This is a genomic window from Burkholderia sp. NRF60-BP8 (genome assembly GCF_001522585.2).
Classification (GTDB): domain Bacteria; phylum Pseudomonadota; class Gammaproteobacteria; order Burkholderiales; family Burkholderiaceae; genus Burkholderia.
On sequence record NZ_CP013373.1, the window covers coordinates 641,927 to 657,738 of the forward strand.

The following is a 15,812-nucleotide window of genomic DNA, read 5'->3' on the forward strand; positions in this document are numbered from 1 at the left end:
AGCCCTGAGCGGTAAAAAGCGGATTCCGCTGGTCAAAGGCCCCGTGTTGCGGTTTGCCGTCAGTCGGCCCGCGCACGCGCGTTCCGGCCCCGCCGATGGCAAGCCCGTTCCTCACGACGCCTCCTATGACTGCCTCGAACGCTTCTTCCCCGGCGACGCTTTCGCTCGCCCGTCCCGACGACTGGCATCTGCACCTGCGAGACGGCGACATGCTCGCCGCCGTGCTGCCGCACACCGCCCGCCAGTTCGGCCGCGCCATCGTCATGCCGAACCTGAAGCCGCCGGTCACGACCACCGCGCAGGCGCAGGCCTATCGCGAGCGCATCCTCGCCGCGCTGCCGGCCGGGATGACGTTCGAACCGCTGATGACGCTGTACCTGACCGACAACACGCCGCCCGACGAAATCCGCCGCGCGCGCGAGAGCGGCTTCGTGCACGGCGTGAAGCTGTATCCGGCGGGCGCGACGACGAACTCCGACCACGGCGTCACCGATCTCGCGAAATGCGCGAAGACACTCGAGGCGATGCAGGACACCGGCATGCCGCTGCTCGTGCACGGCGAGGTGACCGATGCGTCGATCGACCTGTTCGATCGCGAGAAGGTGTTCATCGATCGCGTGATGACGCCGCTGCGCCGCGATTTCCCGGGCCTGAAGGTCGTGTTCGAGCACATCACGACGAAGGACGCGGCCGACTACGTGCGCGATGCCGACGCGGCGCCCGGTTTGCTCGGCGCGACGATCACCGCGCATCACCTGCTGTACAACCGCAACGCATTGTTCGTCGGCGGGATTCGCCCGCATTACTACTGCTTGCCGGTGCTGAAGCGCGAGACGCATCGCGTGGCGCTGGTCGAGGCCGCGACGTCGGGCAACCCGCGCTTCTTCCTCGGCACCGACAGCGCGCCGCATGCGCGCGGCGCGAAGGAAACCGCGTGCGGCTGCGCGGGCTGCTACACGGCGCTGCACGCGCTCGAACTGTACGCGGAAGCATTCGACACGGCCGGCGCGCTCGACAAGCTGGAAGGGTTCGCGAGCTTCTTCGGCGCGGATTTCTACGGGCTGCCGCGCAGCGCCGAGACGGTCACGCTGCGTCGCGAGGCGTGGGAGCTGCCGCGCGAGATCTTCGCGGGCGATACGCCGGTCGTGCCGCTGCGCGGCGGCGAGACGATCGGCTGGAAACTCGCGTGACCGGCGCGCCGCCGCGCGAATCCGGCTCTGCGGCCGGTCTCGCGGCGGCGGCGTTCGCGCGGATCGACTGGTCCGCGCCGTGGCTCGCGCCTTACGCGGAGCCGGGCCGCGCGTGGCAGGCGGCCGCCCGTGCGGGCGACGCCGCGCTGCTCGATGCGCTGAACGGCGCATTGCACGGCGGCGATCGCGTCACCGGTCGCGGCCGGCCGCTGCGGTTCGTGCCGCAGGCCGAGCTGCCCCCCGGCGTCGCGTACGAGACCCATATTGCGGCCACCGGTCGCGTGCCGACCCGCCAGAATCTCCACGACTTCTTCAATGCGCTCGTCTGGTTCGCGTACCCGCGCGCCAAGGCCGCGCTGAATGCACGTCAGGCCGCCGCGATCGATGCGGCGGGCGGGGTCGGCCCCGTGCGCGGCGCGTTGCGCGATGCACTGACGTTGTTCGACGAGAATGCGGCGCTGTTCGTCACGGCCGACCGCGCGCTCGCCGACGCGCTGCGCGGCTTCGACTGGCCGCGGCTGCTGGTGGCCGAGCGCGATGCGTGGGGGACGCGCTGCGAAGCGCGGCTGGTTGGGCATGCCCTACTCGAACAGCTCGTCGTACCGTACAAATCCTGCACCGCGCACACGTGGATCGTGGAAGTGAGCGTCGACTATTTCTCATGGTCCGACGCGCAACGGCGCGCGCATGTCGACGCGCGCATCGCCGCCGAACTCGCGACGCGCGCGCTGACGCCCCGCGATTTCGCGCCGCTGCCGGTGCTCGGCGTGCCGGGCTGGTGCGCGGCGAATGCCGACGCCGCGTTCTACGACGATCCGGCCGTGTTTCGCAGCGGCCGCCGCTCGCGCGCTGCCGACGGCGGCGCGCAGTGCTAGAATGCGCGTCGCAAAGCAGGCCAGGCAGTCGCGGCCTCGCCGCCTTCGGGCGCGCGGGGGCGAGGAAAGTCCGGACTCCACAGGGCAGGGTGATGGCTAACGGCCATCCGTGGCGACACGCGGAACAGGGCAACAGAAAGCAAACCGCCGATGGCCCGGCGCAAGCCGGGATCAGGTAAGGGTGAAACGGTGCGGTAAGAGCGCACCGCGGCGACGGCGACGTTCGCCGGCACGGTAACCTCCACCCGGAGCAATTCCAAGTAGGCAGGCGCGCATTTTCGGATGCAGGACGGGGCCCCCGTCTCGTCTGCGGGTAGGAAGCTTGAGCGCGTCAGCAATGGCGCGCCTAGAGGAATGGCTGCCACGCGCGGTGCGCTTCGGCGCGCGGCGTGCACAGAATCCGGCTTATCGGCCTGCTTTGCCGTTCGAATGCGAAAGGGCCGGCGTCTCCGTGCGGAGCGCCGGCCCTTTTTTCGTGCGTTCGCCGTGTGCTCAGGCGGCGACGATGTCGAACGAATGCGTGAGTTCGGCCGTTTTCGCGATCATGATCGACGCGGAGCAGTACTTGTCGTGCGACAGGTTGATCGCGCGCTCGACCGTGGCCGGGTTCAGGTTGCGGCCGGTGACCGTGAAGTGGAAGTGCACTTTCGTGAACACCTTCGGATCTTCGCTCGCGCGCTCGGCCTTCAGCGTGACCGAGCAGCCGCTCACTTCCTGGCGGCTTTTCTTCAGGATCAGCACGACGTCATAGGCCGTGCAGCCGCCGGTGCCGAGCAGCACCATTTCCATCGGACGCGGCGCGAGGTTGTGGCCGCCGCCTTCGGGCGCGCCGTCCATCGTGACGAGGTGCCCGCTGCCGGTCTCGGCGGAAAACGCCATGCCGTCCTGGCCCATCCAGCTTACTTTGCATTCCATGCTTGCACTCCAGCGTTGCCTGATTCGGATTCGATCCGGCATTGTAGCCCGCGGCGCAACGGTCGGCTGATGCGCTGCACGACGTGCAACGCAGGCGCCGGGCGAGCGGGGCGGCGAGCGGCGATTTCCCTGCTGGATTTAGGGGTTTTGCTCTAGGCGGGGACGGTTTCAGGTCGTGTCTGGTGCGATTAGGTATTTGATTTAAAACGACAATTTTAGTGTGTGAGTTTGTCGGCCACAATCCCATATCGTGGGATGTAATTTCGCCATGCAAATTTTCTTGTGAAGTCCGTAGGCCATTCGTATAATGAACCTCATTGGTTGTCGCGCTGCGGCAACCTCCGAATGTCTCCTCCACCCTCCTCCTAAGGTGGATTAAGCCCGAACCATCCGTTCGGGCTTTTTTTCGTCCCATGCAAACATCGGCGCGCGGCTTGCACGCGCCGCCGCGTCACGCGGGCTGTCGCGCCGCCGGCTGCGAGGTCGCGTCGGGCGACGCGCCGCGCGCGCCGGCATCGGGCGTCGGCGCGTGGGCGGCCGACGCGTGGCCGTGGCCGCGCGCGCAGAAGTGGCGCACGCGTTCGCGCACCGCGCGCAGGCGCGCGATGCGGTCTTCGGCATGCGTGGTCCGGGCTTCGGCGATGCGCGCATCGAGTGCGTCGAGCTTGGCTTCGCAGCCGGAGCGGGCGGCGACGGCGGGCGCCGCGGCGGCCAGCAGGGCGGCCGCGAGGAAAGGCGTAAGTTGTTGTTTCATCATGCTGATTTGTTGTTTTTCGGGTTCGGCCGGTCGGGCGCGGCAAGGTCAGGTGCCCCGCGTCGATGGGTGCCTCCCCCAGGCGCTCGGTTCGCCTGGCTGGTCGGGGCACGATCGAATTTTGGCTCATTTCGGCCGTTCCGAACACGGGACGTGGAATCTCTTTGACCACGCAGCCGTATTTCCTTTATAATTCAGGGCTTTTCCGCATTCATGCCCACGGAAAAAGAACAGGGAGAGCCTGCACCGCGCCTCGAAGCGCACACAGACAAGCAGGAAGAACACATCGGGCAAAGCATTTTTTTTGGATCGATCATGAAGACGTTTTCCGCAAAAGCCCATGAGGTGACGCGCGAATGGTACGTGATTGACGCGACGGATAAGGTTCTCGGCCGTGTTGCCAGCGAAGTGGCACGCCGTCTGCGCGGCAAGCACAAGCCTGAGTTCACCCCGCACGTCGACACCGGTGATTTCATCATCATCATCAACGCGAGCAAGTTGAAGGTCACGGGCAACAAGACGCTGGACAAGAAGTACTACCGTCACTCGGGCTACCCGGGCGGTATCTATGAAACGACGTTCGGCAAGATGCAGGAACGCTTCCCGGGCCGCGCGCTCGAGAAGGCGGTCAAGGGCATGCTGCCGAAGGGCCCGCTCGGCTACGCGATGATCAAGAAGCTGAAGGTCTACGCAGAAGCGACGCATCCGCATTCGGCTCAACAGCCGAAGGCGCTCGAGATCTAAGGGGAGCCCACATGATCGGTAACTGGAACTACGGCACGGGCCGCCGCAAGAGCGCTGTCGCACGTGTCTTCATCAAGGCTGGCAAGGGCGACATCATCGTCAACGGCAAGCCCATCGCTGACTACTTCTCGCGCGAAACGTCGCTGATGATCGTGCGTCAGCCGCTGGAACTCACGAACCACGGCCAGACGTTCGACATCAAGGTGAACGTCAACGGCGGCGGCGAAACGGGTCAGGCAGGCGCAGTGCGCCACGGCATCACCCGTGCCCTGATCGACTACGATGCGACGCTGAAGCCGTCGCTGTCGAGCGCAGGCTTCGTCACGCGCGATGCGCGTGAAGTCGAGCGTAAGAAGGTCGGTCTGCGCAAGGCTCGCCGCGCAAAGCAGTTCTCGAAGCGTTAATTTCGCTTCATGGCCTCGCCGCTTTCGGGCGGCGTCCGCCGGAAAAACCGCCAGCTTTCGCGCTGGCGGTTTTTTTATGCCCGCTTCCGGGCTCGCTGCGGCGCCCGCACGCGTGGGCGCCCTTGATGAAATCGACAAGAACCTGTTGATTTCATGGACTTCAGCACGATCTTCTGATCGGCCCTACAATAGCGGCTAAAGCTTTTTGGAGAGTTCGAATGAACGCTGTTACCGAATCCGCAGCAACGACGACCGATATGCCGCTGCCGTTCGTCTTCACCGACGCCGCGGCCGACAAGGTCAAGCAATTGATCGACGAAGAGGGCAATCCCGACCTGAAGCTGCGCGTGTTCGTGCAGGGTGGCGGCTGCTCCGGCTTCCAGTATGGCTTCACGTTCGACGAGGAAGTCAACGAGGACGACACCGTGATGAACAAGAACGGCGTCCAGCTCCTGATCGACTCGATGAGCTACCAGTACCTGGTCGGCGCCGAGATCGACTACAAGGACGACCTCAACGGCGCGCAGTTCGTGATCAAGAATCCGAACGCAACCACCACCTGCGGGTGCGGTTCGTCATTCTCGGTCTGAGCGAACGCCGGATCCGCGCCGGTTCGCCGGCATGAAAAACGGGGCTTGATGCCCCGTTTTTCATGCGCGCTCGTCTTGCGGCGCCCGCTGCGCAGCGGGTATCGCTTCCGCTTCAGCGCGGATAGAGCGCGCCGAGTACGCGCTCGCCGGCGGCACCCGTCACGCTCGCGAGATTGCCGGGCTGACGCGCGGTGAAGCGGTACGCGAGCCACGCGAACGCGAGCGCTTCGACCTGCTGCGGCGGTACGCCGAGCGCGGCCGTCGTATCGACGGTGGCCGGCACGCCGGCCTCGCGCAGCGCGTGCCCGAGCGCGTCGAGCAGCACCGGATTGCGTGCGCCGCCGCCGCATACGAAGACGGCCTTGCAGCCCGGCGCGTGCAGCGCGATCTCGCGCGCCACCGATACCGCGGTGAGCGCGGTGAGCGTCGCCTGCACATCCTCCGGCGCAACCTGCGGGAACGCGGCGAGCTTCGCATCGAGCCAAGCGGGATTGAACAGGTCGCGTCCGGTGCTTTTCGGCGGCGGCGCGATGAAATACGGTTCGTCGAGCAACGCGTCGAGCAGCGGCGCGTGGACGCTGCCGCGTGCGGCGAACTTCCCGCCGTCGTCGTACGGCTTGCCCAGATGGCGGGTCGCCCACGCGTCGATCAGCGCGTTCGCGGGCCCGCAGTCGAAGCCGCGCACGTCGCCGCCCGCGTCGGGCAGGATCGTGATGTTGCTGATCCCGCCGAGATTGCAGACGACGCGCGTTTCGCCCGGCGCGCCGAACACCGTCGCATGGAAGGCGGGTGCGAGCGGCGCGCCGTGGCCGCCCGCGGCCACGTCGCGGCTGCGGAAATCGGCGATCACGTCGATCTGGGTCAGCTCGGCGAGCAGCGCCGGATTGTTGAGCTGGCGCGTATAGCCGCGCTCGGGGCGATGGCGCACCGTCTGGCCGTGCACGCCGATCGCGCGGATCTCGTCGCGCGACAGCACGGCCGTACGCTGCAATTCATGGCAGCACACCGCATAGCGCGTGACGAGCGCATTCGCCGCGAGCGATTCGCGGTCGATCTCGTTGTCGCCGGGCTGCTGCAGCGCGAACAGCGCGTCGCGCAGCGATGGCGCGAAGCCGACGAACGCTTCCGCGAGCACGGCCGGCGCGCGGCCGGCCTCGAAACGCACGGCGACGCCGTCGACGCCGTCCATGCTGGTTCCCGACATCAGCCCGAAGTAGATGCCGTCTGCCGGATGGGCATTCTGCGGCGGTCGTTGCGGCACGTTGGGTTCTCCTGGATCGTGCGGCGCGGGCCGGTGCCGCGCGCCTTGCGCCCGATTATCCGCGCAACGTGGCGCGTCGTTAAGCGATGCGCGCGCAAGTTATGGGAAAATCCCTGTTTTTGCGACATTCTTCCCGGCACCGATGAGCACCGAACCCAGTTCCAAGCCCGTTTTCCCGATCACCGACGAAGTCCGGCATGCGCTCGCCGTCACGAAGCGCGGCGTCGACGAGCTGCTGATCGAGGAAGAGTTCGCGCAGAAGCTCGCGCGCAGCGCAGCCACGGGCACGCCGCTGCGCATCAAGCTCGGCCTCGACCCGACCGCGCCCGACATCCACATCGGCCATACGGTCGTGCTGAACAAGATGCGCCAGCTGCAGGACCTCGGCCACACGGTGATCTTCCTGATCGGCGATTTCACGTCGCTGATCGGCGATCCGTCGGGCCGCAACGCGACGCGCCCGCCGCTCACGCGCGAGCAGATCGAAGCGAACGCGAAGACCTACTTCGAGCAGGCCGCGCTCGTGCTCGATCGCGACAAGACCGAGATCCGCTACAACAGCGAATGGTCGATGCCGCTCGGCGCGGATGGGATGATCAAGCTCGCGTCGCGCTACACGGTCGCGCGGATCCTCGAGCGCGAGGATTTCACGAAGCGCTTCCAGGGCGGCGTGCCGATCTCGATCCACGAATTCCTGTACCCGCTGATGCAGGGCTACGATTCGGTCGCGCTGAACGCCGATCTGGAGCTCGGGGGCACCGACCAGAAATTCAACCTGCTGGTCGGCCGCGAGCTGCAGAAGCAGTACGGCCAGGAACAGCAGTGCATCCTGACGATGCCGCTGCTCGAAGGCCTCGACGGCGTCGAGAAGATGTCGAAGTCGAAGGGCAACTACGTCGGTATCAGCGAGAAGCCGACCGACATGTTCGGCAAGCTGATGAGCATTTCGGACACGCTGATGTGGCGTTACTTCGAACTGCTGTCGTTCCGCAGCATGGAAGAAATCGCCGGCTTCAAGCGCGACGCCGAAGGCGGCCGCAACCCGCGCGACTTCAAGGTGCTGCTCGCGCAGGAAATCGTCGCGCGCTTTCACTCGCAGGCCGATGCCGAGCGCGCGCTCGAGGACTTCAACCACCGCGCGAAGGGCGGCGTGCCGGACGACATTCCGTCGGTCACGCTGGCCGGCGCGCCGCTGGCGATCGGTCAGTTGCTGAAGCAGGCCGGCCTCGTGCCGTCGACGAGCGAAGCGCTGCGCAACATCGAGCAGGGCGGCGTGAAGATCGACGGCGCGACCGTGTCGGACAAGGGCCTGAAGGTCGAGGCCGGCGAGTTCGTCGTGCAGGTCGGCAAGCGCCGCTTCGCGCGCGTCACGCTGACCGCATGATCGCGCTGATCCAGCGCGTGAAGCGCGCCGACGTGCGCGTCGGCGAGCGCACGACGGGCGAGATCGGCGCGGGCCTGCTCGCGCTCGTCTGCGCGGAGCGCGGCGATACCGAGGCCGCGGCCGACAAGCTGCTCGCGAAGCTGCTCGGCTATCGCGTGTTCAGCGACGCGGCCGGCAAGATGAACCTGCCGGTGTCGAACATCGACGGCGCAGGCCGTGCAGGCGGCCTGCTGCTCGTGTCGCAGTTCACGCTCGCGGCCGATACCAACAGCGGGCTGCGTCCGAGCTTCACGCCGGCCGCGCCGCCCGACGAAGGCGCGCGGCTGTTCGACTATTTCGTCGCGGCCGCGCGGGCGCGCCATCCCGTCGTCGAGACGGGCGAGTTCGGCGCCGACATGCAGGTGTCGCTCGTCAACGACGGCCCCGTGACGTTCTGGCTGCAAGTGCGGCCCTGATTCTTCCCCGGAGGCGCGCCGCGATGGCCACTACGCAGATTCTTTTCATCCGCCATGGCGAGACGGCCTGGAACCGCATCAAGCGCATCCAGGGGCATATCGACATTCCGCTGGCCGACACGGGGCTCGCGCAGGCGCAGCGGCTGGCGGCCCGGCTCGGGCGCGAGGCGCGCGACGGCGCGCGGATCGACGCGGTGTATTCGAGCGACCTGATGCGCGCGCAACAGACCGCGCAACCGTTCGCCGATGTGCTCGGGCTGCCGCTGCTGCTGCGCGAAGGGTTGCGCGAACGGTCGTACGGCGCGTTCCAGGGGCACGACAGCACCGAGATCGAAGCGCTGTTTCCGGACGCGTACGCGGCCTGGCAGACGCGCGATCCGGGCTTCGCGCCGGAAGGCGGCGAGTCGCAGCGCCAGTTCTATCACCGCGTGCTGCATGCGCTCGAACCGATCGTCGCCGCGCATCCGGGCGGCCGGATCGCGTGCGTCGCGCACGGCGGCGTGCTCGATTGCGTGTATCGCTTCGCGAACGGGATCGAGTTGTCGGCGCCGCGTAATTATCAGCTGCTCAACACCAGCATCAACGTCGTCGATTACGTGGACGGCCGTGCGCAGGTCGTGCGGTGGGCCGACGTGTCGCATCTCGACGCCGCGAGCGACGACGACGGATACCGCAAGGTGCTCTGAGTACGCCAACCCCGTCCGGCATGGCCGGCCTCGGGGTTTCGTTGCCTTGCGCGTGACGCTTACTGCGGCAGCCCGTGGCGCGTCTTGTAGTCGAGCGCGTACGCGATCTTGCCGGGTTTGTCGGCCGTGATCGGCTGGCGCAGCTTGTCGAATTCCCCCTTGCCGTATTTCTTCCCACCGTTGATCGCATCGGCGCGCCCGAGGTCGGCGCCCGTCTTGCCGTCGATCACGGGGTCCGTGGCCGCGACCATCCGCGTCGACGCATTCCAGACCGCATTCAGGTAGCCCGTGTCGGCCTTCGCCGGATCGGGATCGGTCGTGCCCAGCCGCGTCAGGTCGTAGCCGGCCAACGCGAACGTGCCCGGCTGCGCGCGCAGCCAGTCGGCCCAGTAGAACTCGAGGTAGTCGGTCGCTTGTGCGGGTTTGCCGTAGCCGATGTCGCGCGTGAAATAGACGAGCGAGCGGTAGCGGTCGTTCGTCATCCCGAGCGTCAGGCCGAGGCCGGTCGGCAGTTGCGCGGTCGTGATCGGCTTGCCGTCGCCGTTCTTCAGGCGCAGATAGCCGCGGCTCTGCATCTGCTGCCAGAACGCGTCGCCCGAATAGTCGCCGAGGTTGTCCTTGACGACGACATGCACGTGCAGCGTCGGGCCGCCGTCGGGCGTTTCGTAATAGGTCGACAGCCCGTGATGACCGTCGGTCAGGTATAGCGTATCGCCGTTGGGGCCGATCACGACGGGGTTCAGCACCGAGCGGTCGCGGGCGTTCGCGTCGGTCGTCGCGCACGTGTAGCTCGCCGGATCGCGCAGCGACGATTTGGCCGTGTAGCCGCTCGCTGCGACGCCGCCGAGGCCTTCGTCCGCGCAGAAGTCGTCGAATTTCTTGTCGGGCTGGAGTTCGTAGCGGCCGAGCTTGTAGTAGATCTGGTCGTAGCCGATCGCACCCTGCGTCGGATGGAGGTCGCCGAGCGTGACGTCGATCAGGTCGCCGACGCGGGCAGCCTTCCATTTGCCCGGCTGCGGCGTGGTGGTGGCGGGCGGCGTGGGCGCCGGCGTCGTCGTCGTGCCGCCGGACGGCGGTTGCGCGTCCGTGCGCGCGACGGCGGCGACATCGTCGCCTCCGCACGCGGCGAGCGCGAAGACGGTGGACAGGCTGGCGGCAAGGGCGAAACGGATCGGCAGGCGTGGCATCGCGGGCATCGTGCGGCGGTCGGGTGGGCGGGACACCGCGCGGGTCACGGTCGCGCGTGACGAGCAGGACGTGCGACCGTGCGCGGGTGCAAGCCGGTCAGTTTGCCACTGCTATTTGACAGCAAATTGAAATGATCCGAAGAAGCGGATCGTCAGGCGGGCGGGGTGCCGTCGGACGGCGTGGCCGTCGCGCGGCGGCGCGCTCGCTTCGACGCGCCGTTCACGAGCGCCCAGCGCAGCACGGGCGCGATGGCGCGTATGCCGGGTCGGACCACCGCGCGCCGTAACGGCGCGAAGGTCGACACGCCGAGCATGCGCTGCGCCCACGGCGGCAACAGGTCGATCCCGGCGTGCATCACCAGCGACGCGGCAGGCCGCAGCGTGGGCTTCGCGACCGGCACATTCAGCAGGATGGACATGACTTCGAAGGTACGCGGCCCGGCTTCGAGTTCGGGCAGCATGCGCGCGAGATAAGCGGCCACCTCGGCGCGCGAACGCGGAATCTCACGGGCGCCGAGCAGCTCGGCGATCAGCGCCGTCTCCGCGTAATAGCGGTCCTGCAGTTCGCCCGGCAGCGCGGGATTCACGTAACGCAGATGCGCGGCGAGGAAGCTCGACACTTCCGCGACGTGCACCCAGGTGAGCAACGCCGGATCGTCGGCGCGGTACGGCCGGCCGTCGGGCGCGGTACCTGATATGCGCGTGTGGATCGTTTTCACGCGCTCGATCAGCGTGAGCGCGTCCGCGCGGCTGCCGAACGTCGTGCCCGTGATGAACGTGGCGGTGCGCCGCAAGCGGCCGAAGATGTCGGTGCGGAACGACGAATGATCCCAGACGCCCGCGAGCGCGAGCGGGTGGAGCGCCTGCAGCAGCAGCGCGGCGATGCCGCCCGTCATCATCGACGTGAAATCGGCATGCACGCGCCAGCAGACGGCGTCGGGGCCGAACAGCCCCGGGTCGCCAGGCGGTGACGAGAGATCGATCGACGGGCCGCCGCCGCCGGCCGTCAGGTGCGTGATACCGGCCACGAGCCGCTGGCGGATCGGCTCGGCCCAGCGCGGGCCCGGCACGGGTGCGGTGGGGTGGCGGCTGGGCGGCGTCGTCATGGCGGGTGCGGCGCGGCGACGGATTACTTCCCGTCGGGGGTATCCCACGCGTCGTGCTCGGTGATGCGGCGCGCATCGGGTACCGACAGCCCGAAGTGGCGATACGTGAGCAGCGTCGCGACCCGGCCGCGCGGCGTGCGCTGCAGGAAGCCCTGCTGGATCAGGTACGGTTCGAGCACGTCCTCGATCGTGTCGCGCTCCTCGCCGATCGCCGCCGCGAGGTTGTCGATGCCGACCGGGCCGCCGTCGAACTTGTACAGGATCGCTTCGAGCAGCTTGCGGTCCATCAGGTCGAAGCCGACCGGGTCGACGTCGAGCATCGCGAGCGCGGCATCGGCAACGGCCGCGGTGATCTGGCCGTCGGCCTTCACTTCCGCGAAGTCGCGCACGCGGCGCAGCAGACGGTTCGCGATCCGCGGCGTGCCGCGCGCGCGCTTCGCGATTTCCAGCGCGCCGTTCGGATCGATCTGCGCATTCAGCAGCGACGCCGAGCGCCGCACGATGCGCGACAGTTGATCGGCGTCGTAGAACTCGAGGCGCGCGACGATCCCGAAACGATCGCGCAGCGGGTTGGTCAGCATCCCCGCGCGGGTGGTCGCGCCGACCAGCGTGAACGGCTGCAGGTCGAGCTTCACGCTGCGCGCCGCCGGCCCTTCGCCGATCATGATGTCGATCTGGTAATCCTCGAGCGCCGGATACAGGATTTCCTCGACGACCGGCGACAGCCGGTGGATCTCGTCGATGAACAGCACGTCGTTCGCCTCGAGGTTCGTCAGCAGCGCGGCGAGATCGCCCGCGCGCTCGAGCACGGGGCCCGACGTCTGGCGCAGGTTCACGCCCATCTCGCGCGCAATGATGTGCGCGAGCGTCGTCTTGCCGAGCCCCGGCGGCCCGAACAGCAGCACGTGATCGAGCGGCTCGGAGCGGCGCTTCGCGGCTTCGATGAAGATCTCGAGCTGGCCGCGCACCTTTTCCTGGCCGACGTAGTCGTCGAGCTGGCGCGGCCGCAATGCACGTTCGAACACCTCCTCGTGCGACGAGGCAGGCGTGGCGGCGATGATCCGCTGCTCGGTGGCGAGTTTGTCGGTTTCAATCATGCGGCCATTGTACCGCGCGACGACGCGCGGACCACCTGGCCGAACGGCCGACTGGCGAGCGCCGCGCGGCGGCGCGACACTGGCTTCGACGGCCGGAGCGACCGCGCGTTACGCCTTCGACAGCGCCTTCAGCGCGAGCTTGATGCCTTCGGACACGCCGGTGCCGGCCGGCACGTTCTTGATCGCGGCAAGGCCTTCCTTCTCGGAGTAGCCGAGCGCCAGCAGCGCGTTGAGGATGTCGGTCGCGTGGTCGGACGGCGACGCGGCTCCGGCGAGCGCGCCGAGGTCGGCGCCGAGCTTGCCCTTCAGTTCGAGCAGCAGGCGCTCGGCGGTCTTCTTGCCGATGCCGGGCAGGCGCGTGAGGCGGGCGGCGTCCTGCATCGTCACCGCTTGCGCGAGCTCCTGCACGCTCATGCCGGACAGCACGGCGAGCGCCATGCGCGCGCCGATGCCGGTGATCTTCAGCAGTTCGCGGAAGGTCGTGCGTTCCTGCGGCGTCAGGAAGCCGTACAGCAGGTGGGCGTCCTCGCGGACGATCTGCTGCGTGAGCAGCACGACGCGCTCGCCCGTTTGCGGCAGGTTGTAGAAGGTGCTCATCGGCACGTCGATTTCGTAGCCGACACCGTTGCAGTCGACGAGCAGATGAGGTGGGTTCTTTTCGAGCAGGATGCCGGCGATGCGACCGATCATGGAGGACGGGATGCGAGGAAGAAAGCGCGAGTGTAGCGCACGCGCGGCGCGATGCCGATGGGGCGCGTCCGTCGGCCCGAAGCGGCGCGCGTCGCGGGCATGTCGGGCGCGGGTAGGACGGTCAAGGCGCCAACGCGGTCGAGCCGACGTGCCGGGCCGCGGCGCGCGGCGGCGTCAGCCGACCAGCCTGCCCCGCCGCACGCGCAGCCCTTTCTGCGCGAGCGCCGGCGCGAGGCCGCCCAGCGTGCCGAGCGTATTGCCGCCGTGTGCGTGGCAGATCGCCATGCCGAGCGCGTCGGCTGCGTCGGAGCCCGGCTGGCCGGACAGGTTGAGCAGCCGCGTGACCATTTCCTGCATTTGCGTCTTGGTCGCGCGGCCGTAGCCGACCACGGCCTGCTTGAGCTGCAGCGCGGTGTATTCGGCGACCGGCAGCCCGCCCGCGACGAGGCCGCAGATCGCGGCGCCACGCGCCTGGCCGAGCAGTAGCGTCGACTGCGGGTTCACGTTGACGAACACCTTTTCGATCGCGGCCTGGTCGGGCGCGTGTTCGCGCACGATCGTCGAGACGCCCTGAAAGATCGTGCCGAGGCGGGTGGCCAGATCGGCCGTCGGCGTGCGGATCACGCCGCTCGTGACATAGGCGAGCCGGTGGCCGCTGACGTCGATGACGCCGAAGCCGGTGACGCGCAGGCCGGGGTCGATGCCGAGAATTCGCATGAGTGAGGAGAATGGCGTGATGCAGCGATACTACAACGAATGGTGCGGCAAGCCGGCCGCCCGGGCCGGCGCGAAGGCGCCGCGCAATAAAAAACCCGGCGCAGGGGATGCCGCCGGGTTTTCGTGCAGCGGCCGCGCGGGCCGCATGCTGCGGTCAGTGACGGAAGTGGCGCACGCCCGTCAGGATCATCGCGATGCCGTGCTCGTCGGCTGCCGCGATCACTTCGTCGTCGCGCATCGAGCCGCCCGGCTGGATCACGCAAGTCGCGCCTGCCGCCACGACGACGTCGAGGCCGTCGCGGAACGGGAAAAACGCATCCGACGCGACCGCCGAACCGGCGAGCGTGAGGCCCGCGTTCTGCGCCTTGATGCTCGCGATGCGCGCGGAATCGACACGGCTCATCTGGCCGGCGCCGACGCCGAGCGTCATGCCGTTGCCGCAGAACACGATCGCGTTCGACTTCACGTACTTCGCGACGCGCCATGCGAACAGCAGGTCGTCCATTTCCTTCGCGGTCGGCTGGCGCTTCGTGACGACGCGCAGCTCGCTCGGCTGCACGTTCTTCGAATCGAGCGACTGCACGAGCAGGCCGCCGCCGACGCGCTTCAGGTCGAATGCGTTGTGGCCGTCGCCCAGCGCGATTTCCAGCAGGCGCACGTTCTGCTTCGCGGCGAACACCTGCTTCGCGGCGTCGGAGAACGACGGGGCGATCAGCACTTCGACGAACTGCTTCGCCACCGCTTGCGCGGCCGCTTCGTCGACTTCGCGGTTGAACGCGATGATCCCGCCGAATGCCGAGGTCGGGTCGGTCTGGAACGCCTTCGCGTACGCGTCTGCCGAGTCGTTGCCGACCGCGACGCCGCACGGGTTCGCATGCTTGATGATCACGCAGGCCGGCGCGTCGAACGTCTTCACGCATTCCCACGCCGCGTCCGAATCCGCGATGTTGTTGTACGACAGTTCCTTGCCCTGCAACTGGCGGTAGTTCGCGAGCGCGCCGGCCGGCGCCGCGAGGTCGCGGTAGAACGCGGCGCTCTGGTGCGGGTTCTCGCCGTAGCGCAGGTCCTGCACCTTGTCGAACGCCATGTTCAGCGTGGCCGGGTACGCGCTGCGCGATGCGTGCTGCAGCTCGTCGGTCAGGCTCGTCAGGTAGTTCGTGATCGCGCCGTCGTATTGCGCGGTGTGCGCGAACACCTTCGTCGCGAGGCGGAAGTTGGTCGGGTAGCCGACCGTGTTGCCGTTCGCCTTCATTTCGTCGAGCACGACCGCGTAGTCGGCCGGATCGACGACGACCGTCACGTCGCGGTGGTTCTTCGCGGCCGAGCGCAGCATCGTCGGGCCGCCGATGTCGATGTTCTCGATCGCGTCGGCGAGCGTGCAGTCGTCCTTCGCGATCGTCGCGACGAACGGATACAGGTTCACGACGAGCAGGTCGATCGTCGGGATGCCATGCTGTTCGAGCGCCTGCATGTGCTCGGGCAGGTCGCGGCGGGCGAGGATGCCGCCGTGCACCTTCGGGTGCAGCGTCTTCACGCGCCCATCGAGCATTTCCGGGAAGCCCGTGTAATCGGCCACTTCGGTCACGGGCAGGCCGGCATCGGCGAGGAGTTTCGCGGTGCCGCCCGTCGACAGCAGCTTGACGCCGAGGTCGGACAGCGACTTCGCGAAGTCGACGATGCCGGTCTTGTCGGAAACGGAAATGAGCGCTTGCTTGATCATGATGGAACCACCAATAGCCAGGGAAACGGGGACGGGA

17 protein-coding genes and 1 other RNA gene are annotated in these 15,812 nt (G+C 67.8%); 9 read left to right on the forward strand and 9 right to left on the reverse strand.

Annotation, left to right across the window (positions count from 1 at the left end):
- The first annotated feature begins 125 nt into the window (after positions 1-125).
- The 3 genes from pyrC (at position 126) to rnpB (ending at position 2,489) form a co-directional block, all read left to right on the forward strand.
- Positions 126-1,190: a dihydroorotase gene (gene pyrC / locus WS54_RS16145; protein ID WP_059779200.1), complete on the forward strand. Its 1,065-nt coding sequence runs from the start codon at positions 126-128 to the stop codon at positions 1,188-1,190.
- Entirely contained in the window at positions 1,187-2,065 is an 879-nt protein-coding gene (locus WS54_RS16150) for a DUF3025 domain-containing protein (RefSeq protein WP_059779202.1), read from the forward strand. Before pyrC ends, WS54_RS16150 begins: the two co-directional genes overlap by 4 nt.
- Before the next feature lie 12 nt (positions 2,066-2,077).
- Positions 2,078-2,489, forward strand: an RNA gene (gene rnpB / locus WS54_RS16155) — RNase P RNA component class A.
- Positions 2,490-2,557: 68 nt separating this feature from the next.
- Here the strand turns inward: rnpB and WS54_RS16160 are convergent.
- Positions 2,558-3,022 (reverse strand): OsmC family protein, encoded by a 465-nt coding sequence (locus tag WS54_RS16160; RefSeq protein ID WP_074801272.1) that lies wholly within the window; start codon positions 3,020-3,022, stop codon positions 2,558-2,560.
- A gap of 409 nt (positions 3,023-3,431) precedes the next feature.
- A complete protein-coding gene (locus WS54_RS16165; RefSeq protein WP_059779204.1) occupies positions 3,432-3,737 on the reverse strand; it encodes a DUF1090 family protein in 306 nt (101 codons plus the stop codon).
- 312 nt (positions 3,738-4,049) lie between these two features.
- Between WS54_RS16165 and rplM the strand changes: the two genes are divergently transcribed.
- The 3 genes from rplM (at position 4,050) to erpA (ending at position 5,472) form a co-directional block, all read left to right on the forward strand.
- Entirely contained in the window at positions 4,050-4,478 is a 429-nt protein-coding gene (rplM, locus tag WS54_RS16170; RefSeq protein WP_009687896.1) for a 50S ribosomal protein L13, read from the forward strand.
- Between the two features lie 11 nt (positions 4,479-4,489).
- Positions 4,490-4,882 (forward strand): 30S ribosomal protein S9, encoded by a 393-nt coding sequence (rpsI, locus tag WS54_RS16175; RefSeq protein WP_006476904.1) that lies wholly within the window; start codon positions 4,490-4,492, stop codon positions 4,880-4,882.
- A 218-nt stretch (positions 4,883-5,100) separates the two neighbouring features.
- The gene (gene erpA / locus WS54_RS16180) at positions 5,101-5,472 is read left to right on the forward strand and encodes an iron-sulfur cluster insertion protein ErpA (RefSeq protein WP_006759918.1); all 372 of its coding nucleotides are present in this window, start codon (positions 5,101-5,103) and stop codon (positions 5,470-5,472) included.
- Positions 5,473-5,584: 112 nt separating this feature from the next.
- On the opposite strand, the gene WS54_RS16185 is transcribed toward erpA, so the two are convergent.
- Complete coding sequence (locus tag WS54_RS16185) at positions 5,585-6,733, reverse strand: anhydro-N-acetylmuramic acid kinase (RefSeq protein ID WP_059779206.1); 1,149 nt, start codon at positions 6,731-6,733, stop codon at positions 5,585-5,587.
- Positions 6,734-6,875: 142 nt separating this feature from the next.
- On the opposite strand from WS54_RS16185, the gene tyrS reads away from it, so the two are divergent.
- From tyrS to WS54_RS16200, 3 genes are read left to right on the forward strand one after another with little or no spacing between them, the layout of a single operon-like run.
- Entirely contained in the window at positions 6,876-8,117 is a 1,242-nt protein-coding gene (tyrS, locus tag WS54_RS16190; protein WP_059779208.1) for a tyrosine--tRNA ligase, read from the forward strand.
- Positions 8,114-8,572, forward strand: coding sequence for a D-aminoacyl-tRNA deacylase (gene dtd, locus WS54_RS16195; RefSeq protein ID WP_034206424.1), 459 nt, complete (start codon positions 8,114-8,116; stop codon positions 8,570-8,572). Before tyrS ends, dtd begins: the two co-directional genes overlap by 4 nt.
- Positions 8,573-8,595: 23 nt before the next feature.
- Entirely contained in the window at positions 8,596-9,258 is a 663-nt protein-coding gene (locus WS54_RS16200) for a histidine phosphatase family protein (RefSeq protein ID WP_034206425.1), read from the forward strand.
- A gap of 59 nt (positions 9,259-9,317) precedes the next feature.
- Here the strand turns inward: WS54_RS16200 and WS54_RS16205 are convergent, their stop codons facing one another.
- From WS54_RS16205 to purH, 6 genes are all read right to left on the reverse strand, one after another.
- Entirely contained in the window at positions 9,318-10,454 is a 1,137-nt protein-coding gene (locus WS54_RS16205) for a ParB/Srx family N-terminal domain-containing protein (RefSeq protein WP_082724986.1), read from the reverse strand.
- A gap of 143 nt (positions 10,455-10,597) precedes the next feature.
- The gene (locus tag WS54_RS16210) at positions 10,598-11,551 is read right to left on the reverse strand and encodes an oxygenase MpaB family protein (RefSeq protein ID WP_059779210.1); all 954 of its coding nucleotides are present in this window, start codon (positions 11,549-11,551) and stop codon (positions 10,598-10,600) included.
- Positions 11,552-11,574: 23 nt separating this feature from the next.
- Positions 11,575-12,648: a Holliday junction branch migration DNA helicase RuvB gene (gene ruvB / locus WS54_RS16215; protein ID WP_059500998.1), complete on the reverse strand. Its 1,074-nt coding sequence runs from the start codon at positions 12,646-12,648 to the stop codon at positions 11,575-11,577.
- A 108-nt stretch (positions 12,649-12,756) separates the two neighbouring features.
- Entirely contained in the window at positions 12,757-13,338 is a 582-nt protein-coding gene (gene ruvA, locus WS54_RS16220; protein WP_021162490.1) for a Holliday junction branch migration protein RuvA, read from the reverse strand.
- Positions 13,339-13,512: 174 nt separating this feature from the next.
- Positions 13,513-14,055, reverse strand: a complete 543-nt coding sequence (gene ruvC / locus WS54_RS16225) for a crossover junction endodeoxyribonuclease RuvC (RefSeq protein ID WP_059779212.1) — start codon at positions 14,053-14,055, stop codon at positions 13,513-13,515.
- Positions 14,056-14,209: 154 nt separating this feature from the next.
- On the reverse strand, positions 14,210-15,775 hold the full coding sequence (purH, locus tag WS54_RS16230) for a bifunctional phosphoribosylaminoimidazolecarboxamide formyltransferase/IMP cyclohydrolase (protein WP_059779215.1): 1,566 nt from the start codon (positions 15,773-15,775) through the stop codon (positions 14,210-14,212).
- Positions 15,776-15,812: the final 37 nt, after the last annotated feature.

What these genes read in the sequence shown, in the direction of transcription:
- rplM (WP_009687896.1), top strand. Translation starts at nt 4,050, where the DNA reads ATGAAGACGTTTTCCGCAAAAGCCCATGAGGTGACGCGCGAATGGTAC.
- pyrC (WP_059779200.1), top strand. Translation starts at nt 126, where the DNA reads ATGACTGCCTCGAACGCTTCTTCCCCGGCGACGCTTTCGCTCGCCCGT.
- WS54_RS16210 (WP_059779210.1), bottom strand. Translation starts at nt 11,551, where the DNA reads ATGACGACGCCGCCCAGCCGCCACCCCACCGCACCCGTGCCGGGCCCG.
- WS54_RS16160 (WP_074801272.1), bottom strand. Translation starts at nt 3,022, where the DNA reads ATGCCGGATCGAATCCGAATCAGGCAACGCTGGAGTGCAAGCATGGAA.
- tyrS (WP_059779208.1), top strand. Translation starts at nt 6,876, where the DNA reads ATGAGCACCGAACCCAGTTCCAAGCCCGTTTTCCCGATCACCGACGAA.
- ruvB (WP_059500998.1), bottom strand. Translation starts at nt 12,648, where the DNA reads ATGATTGAAACCGACAAACTCGCCACCGAGCAGCGGATCATCGCCGCC.
- rpsI (WP_006476904.1), top strand. Translation starts at nt 4,490, where the DNA reads ATGATCGGTAACTGGAACTACGGCACGGGCCGCCGCAAGAGCGCTGTC.
- WS54_RS16205 (WP_082724986.1), bottom strand. Translation starts at nt 10,454, where the DNA reads ATGCCCGCGATGCCACGCCTGCCGATCCGTTTCGCCCTTGCCGCCAGC.
- WS54_RS16165 (WP_059779204.1), bottom strand. Translation starts at nt 3,737, where the DNA reads ATGATGAAACAACAACTTACGCCTTTCCTCGCGGCCGCCCTGCTGGCC.
- erpA (WP_006759918.1), top strand. Translation starts at nt 5,101, where the DNA reads ATGAACGCTGTTACCGAATCCGCAGCAACGACGACCGATATGCCGCTG.
- ruvA (WP_021162490.1), bottom strand. Translation starts at nt 13,338, where the DNA reads ATGATCGGTCGCATCGCCGGCATCCTGCTCGAAAAGAACCCACCTCAT.
- ruvC (WP_059779212.1), bottom strand. Translation starts at nt 14,055, where the DNA reads ATGCGAATTCTCGGCATCGACCCCGGCCTGCGCGTCACCGGCTTCGGC.
- purH (WP_059779215.1), bottom strand. Translation starts at nt 15,775, where the DNA reads ATGATCAAGCAAGCGCTCATTTCCGTTTCCGACAAGACCGGCATCGTC.
- dtd (WP_034206424.1), top strand. Translation starts at nt 8,114, where the DNA reads ATGATCGCGCTGATCCAGCGCGTGAAGCGCGCCGACGTGCGCGTCGGC.
- WS54_RS16200 (WP_034206425.1), top strand. Translation starts at nt 8,596, where the DNA reads ATGGCCACTACGCAGATTCTTTTCATCCGCCATGGCGAGACGGCCTGG.